The sequence below is a fragment of the Streptomyces sp. NPDC004838 genome (genome assembly GCF_053600955.1).
Window position 1 is genome coordinate 103,799 of the sequence record NZ_JBSGAW010000031.1, and the last position, 6,979, is coordinate 110,777.

Genomic DNA, 6,979 nt, shown 5'->3' on the forward strand with positions numbered 1-6,979 from the left:
GGACACCTTCACCAGGCCGGAGGCCACCCCGTGCTGAACGTCGTCCTGCGCGGACTGCGCACCCGCTGGACCGGCTTCGTCGGCAGCTTCGTCGCCCTGGCACTCGGCGTGGGGCTGATCGCGACCATGGGCCTCGCGCTGGCGTCGAGCCTGGACGCCCCCGACCGGGGGCCCGAGCGATTCGCCGGGGCCCGGGCCGTCGTCCGGCCGGTCGACACCCTGCGGGTGCCCACACCGGTCGGCGACCGGACCGCGCCGCTGGCCGACCCGAAGCCCGTCACCGCCGCACAGGCCCGGAGAGCCGCCGCCGTCGGCCGTACCGTCGAGGACCGATCCTTCCCCGTACGCGCCGAAGGCGGACCCCGCGACCTCGTCGGACACCCGTGGTCGACGGCCGCGTTCGCCCCGTACGAACTCTCCTCAGGCCGCGCCCCGAAGGCCGAGGGCGAAGTCGCGGTGACCGGGAACTGGGCCCAGCCCGGTCAATCAATCCCTACGGACGGGGGCACGGTCACGGTCGTCGGCACCCTGGCCGGCCTCGGCTTCGAGAACGCCGTGTTCTACACCGACCGGCAGGCCGCCGCCCTCTCACCGCGTATCGACCAACTCGCCGTCGACGGCGACCCCGACGCCGTACAGGCCGCCGTCGGAAGCGGGCTGCGGGTGCTCACCGGGAACGACCGGCGCCTCGCCGACGCCGATCCCGGACGAGACGGCCGGGCGCTGGCCACCGTGAACGCGATGCTGGGCACGGCGGCCGGGATGACCGGCTTCGTCTCGGTGTTCGTGGTGGCGTCGACCTTCGCCTTCACGGTCGCCCAGCGCCGCCGCGAGTTCGGACTGCTGCGCACGGTCGGCGCCACACCGGGACAGGTCCGCCGCATGGTGGTCGCCGAGGCGGCGCTGATCGGCGTACTGGCGTCGGCGGCGGGCTGCGCGCTCGGAGCCCGGGGCGCACCGGAGCTGGCGCGGTTCATGGTGGAGAACGAGGTCGCGCCCTCCTGGTTCACCATCGACGAGTACGTCTGGCCGTACCATCTCGCCTTCTGGACCGGTCTGTCGGTGGCGCTCGCGGGTGTTGTCGCCGCGTCGTGGCGCGCGGGCCGGGTCGACCCCGTACAGGCGCTGCGTGACGCGGCCGTCGACACCGGGACCATGACGTGGGGCCGACTGCTCTTCGGCGGGGGGCTACTGCTCGCCGGGGTCGGGACCCTGGTGTTCACGCTGGTGTCGCAGCCGGGCGAACTGCTCCACCGCAAGACGTACACCAGCCGTCCGATGCTGCTGATCACCGCGTTCGCGCTGCTCGCCCCGGTACTGGTACGCCCGCTGAGCAGATTTCTGGCATGGCTGCCCGCCCGACTCCCGGGCGCGGTCGGCATGCTGGTCCGGGAGAACGCCGCCGCCGGGGTGCGACGCACCGCGTCCGTGGCGGCCCCCGTCCTCGTGACGGTGGCGCTCACGGGCTCCCTGCTCGGGGCGACGGCGACCCTCAACGAGGCGAAGGCGACCGAGGTACGCGAGCAGACGGCCGCCGACTTCGTGGTCTCCGGCGCGGGCCCCGGCGGCTTCGGCCGGGCCGACGTGGAGCGGATGCGCGAGATCCCCGGCGCTGTCGTGTCGGCGTCGGCGAAGTCCGCGGTGTTCGTCCTGGAGGAGGGATCCGCGCTCATCCGGTCCGACGCACGCGCGGCCGACCCGGCCGGGCTGGCCGCCGCCTTCCGTCTCCCCGTGGCGGCGGGGAACGCAGCCGATCTCGACGACCGTTCCATCGTCGTCAACGACGAATGGCTGCGGCACACGGTCGGCGACACGGTGAACGTCTGGCTGGGCGACGGCACCCGCGCCCCGCTGCGTATCGCGGCCGTCCTGCGCGCCGGCACGGGCGGCAACGGCGTGTACGTCACCCCGCGCAACGCGGCCGGCGCTCCCGTGGACCGGATCGACGTCAGGCTCGCCGAGGGGGCCGACCGGGCGGCCGTCGCGGAGGCGCTGCGGAAGGCGGCCGGACCGTTCGGGGCATCGGTGCGGTCGAAGACCGAATGGGTCGCGGCGACCTACCCGGAGACGAACCGGCAGACGCGGACCGGCTATCTGGTGGTCCTCGGCATCGCCCTCCTCTATACGGGCATCGCCCTCGCCAACACCCTGGTCATGGCGGTGTCGGACCGCGTCCGCGAGCTGGCGGTGCTGCGGCTGGCGGGGGCCACGGGCGCTCAGGTCCTCCGCCTGGTCGCCGCGGAGGCCGCGTTGGCGGTGGCGGTGGGCGGAGTCCTCGGCACGGTGGTCGCCGCGCTGAACCTGGCCGGTATGTGGGGCGCACTGGGGGTGCTCCGGGTGTGGGCGCCGATCGTCTTCCCCTGGGCGTCGCTCGGCGCGGTGGTGGCGGCCTGCGCGGCGATCGCGATGGTCTGCGCGGTGATCCCGGCGGGCTGGTCCTTGCGGGGACGGGCGGTGGAGCTGGCGGGGGTACGGGAGTGAGGGTTGCCGCGCCGTGTTCAGGTCCGCGCGAAACGAAGCAAGCCCCTCAAGTCCACGCCGCTCAGTTGACGCGCTCAAGTTGACGTCCCTCTGTTGACGCCCCTCTGTTGACGCGGTCCGGTTGACGCCGGTCAGGGCCATGCCACGCGGAAGCCCATACGACCGCTGACGTGTGCCGGAGCGCCGCCGGTTCAGACCCGAGGACTGTCGGTTCAAGGGCCCGACACGACGGGGTGAATCGCCCACCGCCCCCTGGCGGGTCACATCACGTAACTGATTCGATCCTCTCCGTAGTCGATGCCTTCGGGCCCCCAAGGGAGAAGCGCATGTTCCAGAGCAAGATCGCCCGCTCCGTCGCCCTCGGTACCGTCGGCCTGGCCGTCGCCGCGGTCACGGCCGGCGTCGCGGTCGCCGTGGCGGACAACGTCCAGGCGCCGTACGCGCGGGCGGGTGCGACGGTCACCGACACCGGCGCGCTGCTGAACGCCAAGGGGATCGACCAGGTACGGCGCTTGGGGCCGGGTGAGTACTGCGTGACCTTCACCGATGCGCAGTTCGACCCGTCAAAGGTGCTGCCCAGCGTCTCCTCGCTCCAGCGCGCGAGGATCGTCAGCTACTCCTGGGCGAGCGACTGCGACGGCGGCGGGCGCTCCGCGAAGGTATGGGCGACCGATGTCAACGGCCAGGTCGCCGACTCCTGGTTCTCCATCGTCATCCACTGACACCACCCCCGCGGCCGGGAGCCGGCCGGCTGACGACCCCGCACCGCCGTCAGCCCGCCCGCCCCGACCGGCGGCCGGCCCCGGCGCCGCCCCCTTCCTCCTGGGCACGGCACCGGGGCCTCGCTGCGGATCGCGGCGGTGATGCGCGCGCCGGTACGGGCGACACTTCGGGGCCCATGGGCGCGTGACCCGGCCCGGCCGCAGGCACCGGCACGTACCCCGTCCGAGGCGCACGGACTCGGCTGCGGACCACTCGCCCCACGCGCGCATGAGTACGCGTACTCATCCAGGTAAGTCGCCGGAGAACGCGCCGAGTTGGGCGAGCCCGATAGCGTTGCCAATTGTTCGGGCCGACCAAGTGGCGGTGTCGGCCGCGGCGGACCGGAGCCGGGAGCGAGGGGATCTCCGAGCATGGCATGGGACGAGTGGGAACAGCTCAAATCCGAAGCCGCTGAGCGCACCTCGACCGGGACGAGGCTGAATCAGGTGGCCGTCGGTCCCGGTCCGGCCGCCAGCGAGGTCACCGGTGGCGTACGGTCCAGCAGAGCGGCATGGGTGGCGGCCGGCCGGTCGGTGGATTCGCTCCGGGGTGCGGTCACCACCGCGCTCGGCAAGCTGGCGGAAGAGCAGCCGGGGACCGGCGGGGACGCCGGCGGATGCCTCAGCGCGTCCGCCGAGCGGGAGGTGTACGCCTCCTGGAAGAAGTACGCCGAGGACGTGAGGAAGCGCTGCGGGAGCCTTGCGGCGATCATGGCGCGGGTCGGGAACGAGCAGTTACTGACCGACGAAGGCGTGAAGGCGGAGATCTCCGCGGTGGCTTCGGGGTACGCGGACACGGTAGCCGTCGGCGGCGAAACCCGGGAGCGATGACGAGCATGGATCTCCAGACCCTCAGGGCCCTGAAGCCCGCGGAGTACGAAGGCGCCGCCGACGGCTACCGGGCCCTCGCGGACATGGCCCGTACCGCCGAGGACCGCATCGAGCGAGACGTCACGTCCCGGATGCGCGCATCCCTGGCAGGGGAGGCGGCGGCCGCCGCACAGGGTGAACTCCGTTCCCTGACCGAGAACTTCCGGTACACGAGGACCGAGTGCGGCCTCGTCGGTACGGCACTGGACGCCCTCGCGTACGACCTGACGGCCGCGAAGAGAAAGCTGGAGGCCGCCCTTGAGGACGCCCGGGGTCGGGGGTTCACCGTCAACTCGGACGGCTCGGTGACCTATCCGCCGGGGCCGGACCGGGTGGACGGAGCCTTACCCCGGGGCGGCTCCGCCGGGGGCGTGGACACCCCGCTGGCGCAGGCGCTGGGTCGCCAGGCTTCCGGCCTGAGCCCCAACCCGTACGCGACCGCTGCCCAGGGCATCGCGGACCGGATCGCCACGGCACTGGCGGAGGCCACCGCCGCCGACGAGAAGTGGGCGCCCAAGCTGCGCGCCCTGACGGCGGACGACGACCTCACCGTCTCAGCCCGGGACTGGGCGGACTCCGCCACAGACACGGACGGGGTGCGAGGGGCCGCCGACCCCTACCTCGATTCGCTGGGAAGCATCCCGCAGGACGCCTCTCCCGCCCGGAACGCCCAGTGGTGGGACGGCCTCTCCGACGAACAGCGGGACGCGCACCTGTCGATGCATCCGGCGAGCGTCGGCGCTCTCGACGGGCTGCCCGCAAACGTCAGGGACGAGGCGAACCGGACGGTCCTGGCCCAGAAACAGGGGCAGTACCAGACGGCCCTCGACGCGATTCCGCCGGAACCGACGAACAAGTACAAGTGGCTCAACGGCAGCAGAATGCCGTACGTGACGGAGGAGTACCTGGCCTGGGAGAACAAGTACGCCGAGCAGCGCGAACATCTCGCCCGCGCCCTGAAGGGGATGCGGAGCATTGAGGAACGCCTGGACTCCGCGGGGACCGAAGGACTGCCGGAGGCATACCTCCTCGGTTTCAGCCCCGAGGGCAACGGCCGTGCGATCGTCGCCAACGGGAACCCCGACACGGCCGACCACACCGCGGTCTACGTTCCGGGGACGACGAGCAACCTCGGCAGTATCGGCGGCAACATCTCCCGCATGGCGAACCTGTGGCAGGGCGCCACGGACTCCGCGGACGGCGATTCGGTCTCCACGATCACCTGGCTCGGTTATGACACTCCTCAGCACATCGCCAAGGACGCACCGTTCAGCCACTACGCCGACGACGGAGCACCGGCGTTCAACCGGTTCCTCGACGGCCTCGAAACCTCCCGAACGGTCGACACGCCGAGCCACACAACGGCCATCGGCCACTCGTACGGCTCCACGCTGATCGGCTCGGCCGCACGGCAGGGGGAACTCAACGCCGATGACGTGATCTTCGCGGGCAGCCCCGGCGTCCAGGTGGGTTCCGCCGAGGAACTGGACGTACCGAAGGGTCGCGTATGGAACCAGGAGGCCCCCAAGGACCCGGTGCCGGACCTCGGCCGATTCGGCCACGGCGGCGACCAGTGGCGGCTCGGTGGCGGGGTATGGCTCATCCCCAGCGACGAATTGTTCGGAGCCAACCAGATGGCCACGGGTACCGAGGGCCACAGCGATTACTGGAAGCCTGACACCCTCAGCCTGAAGAACCAGGCTCAGGTTGTCGTTGGACAACACGGGAACGTGAAACTTGAAGACTGAGCAGCGGGCTGCGGCCCTGACACTCGCCCTGGTACTCACTTCGATCACGGGATGCGGCATGAGCGCCACTGGACAGTCCGACGACCCCGTACCCTCCTCGGGTACCAGGACCCTCGACGATGCCACGCAGGAGACGAAGAAGGTCTCCAGCGACCTCCTGGACCTCATCGGTGTCAAGGGCAAGGTGTCTCAACCAGGTCCGAGAGTCACCGAGTGTGGCGACGGGAAGGACCGTGAGAAGTACTACCAGATGTATCACCCCTGGAGCCTCCGCCCCGCCTCCAGTGGCCAACTTGCCAACGTGATGGAACGGCTGAAGACCGAACTTCCCAAGCACGGCTGGAAGATTGTCGAATACGGGCGGGACAGCAGCCTCAACAAGAACCTGAGCCTGACCGCGGACAACGACGAGCGCCGCTTCAGCGTCAGCATCGACTACCTGGCGAAAGACAAACCACAGCGTCTGTCCGTAACCGTGGTCTCCGGCTGCTACCAGGTGCCCGAAGGGCAGCGCGTCGACCGTTACTGACCCCGCCGCCCTGCCGGCGTCATCCCGAATCGCCGGCCGTCCCGCTCCCGAAGCCTCCCCCGGAGCAGGTCGCCGTCCCTACCGCACCGGGCCACCCCGTCCGTCCGTACCCGCACGGTGCGCGGGTACGACAGGCGGGCCCGTCACCGTTCCGCAGGCTCCGGCGGGAGATCCAGCTCCGCCCACACCGTCTTCCCCGGAGCGGGCCCGGACGAGACGCCCCACCGAGCGGCGAACGCGTCTACGAGCACCAACCCCCGGCCCGACTCGTCCTCCTCCCCGGCCCCGCGCCGCCGCGCCGGAAACCGGTCACCGCGCAGGTCGGACACCTCGATGCGGAGTACCCGCCCGTCATCCGCGATCCGGAGCCTGAAGTCGCTCCCGTCGACCAGTCCGTGTGTCGCCGCGTTGGCTGCCAGCTCCGCGATGATCTGGGCCACGGCCTCGGACTCCCTTTCCCAGGAGCGTAGTTGCTCGACCGCGAGCAGCCGGGCGGGGTCTGTCAATCGAATGGTGTAACGAGGTGGTTGGGGTTACTGGCGGGCTGCGGAGAGGCGGCCGTCGAAGGTGATGTCGAAGGCGTTCAAGGC

6 protein-coding genes are annotated in these 6,979 nt (G+C 71.2%); 5 read left to right on the plus strand and 1 reads right to left on the minus strand.

Annotated elements, in window-relative coordinates:
• Positions 1-30 precede the first annotated feature (30 nt).
• The 5 genes from ACWEFL_RS29580 to ACWEFL_RS29600 all read left to right on the plus strand — a co-directional run bounded on the left by ACWEFL_RS29580 (position 31) and on the right by ACWEFL_RS29600 (position 6,389).
• Positions 31-2,481 carry an ABC transporter permease gene (locus tag ACWEFL_RS29580; RefSeq protein ID WP_451718242.1) on the plus strand — a complete coding sequence of 817 codons (2,451 nt, stop codon included), beginning with the start codon at positions 31-33 and terminating at the stop codon, positions 2,479-2,481.
• A gap of 326 nt (positions 2,482-2,807) precedes the next feature.
• A complete protein-coding gene (locus ACWEFL_RS29585; RefSeq protein WP_451718244.1) occupies positions 2,808-3,203 on the plus strand; it encodes a hypothetical protein in 396 nt (131 codons plus the stop codon).
• 411 nt (positions 3,204-3,614) lie between these two features.
• Entirely contained in the window at positions 3,615-4,073 is a 459-nt protein-coding gene (locus ACWEFL_RS29590; RefSeq protein ID WP_451718246.1) for a hypothetical protein, read from the plus strand.
• Positions 4,070-5,860: an alpha/beta hydrolase gene (locus ACWEFL_RS29595; RefSeq protein WP_451718249.1), complete on the plus strand. Its 1,791-nt coding sequence runs from the start codon at positions 4,070-4,072 to the stop codon at positions 5,858-5,860. The genes ACWEFL_RS29590 and ACWEFL_RS29595 overlap by 4 nt, the downstream gene beginning before the upstream one ends.
• A 58-nt stretch (positions 5,861-5,918) precedes the next feature.
• Complete coding sequence (locus ACWEFL_RS29600; RefSeq protein ID WP_451718251.1) at positions 5,919-6,389, plus strand: hypothetical protein; 471 nt, start codon at positions 5,919-5,921, stop codon at positions 6,387-6,389.
• Between the two features lie 143 nt (positions 6,390-6,532).
• Here the strand turns inward: ACWEFL_RS29600 and ACWEFL_RS29605 are convergent, their stop codons facing one another.
• Entirely contained in the window at positions 6,533-6,895 is a 363-nt protein-coding gene (locus ACWEFL_RS29605; protein ID WP_451718254.1) for an ATP-binding protein, read from the minus strand.
• Positions 6,896-6,979 lie beyond the last annotated feature (84 nt).

Bases quoted from the DNA above. Each gene is read 5' to 3' on its own strand.
- ACWEFL_RS29590 (WP_451718246.1), top strand. From the start codon at position 3,615: ATGGCATGGGACGAGTGGGAACAGCTCAAATCCGAAGCCGCTGAGCGC.
- ACWEFL_RS29600 (WP_451718251.1), top strand. From the start codon at position 5,919: ATGAGCGCCACTGGACAGTCCGACGACCCCGTACCCTCCTCGGGTACC.
- ACWEFL_RS29585 (WP_451718244.1), top strand. From the start codon at position 2,808: ATGTTCCAGAGCAAGATCGCCCGCTCCGTCGCCCTCGGTACCGTCGGC.
- ACWEFL_RS29595 (WP_451718249.1), top strand. From the start codon at position 4,070: ATGACGAGCATGGATCTCCAGACCCTCAGGGCCCTGAAGCCCGCGGAG.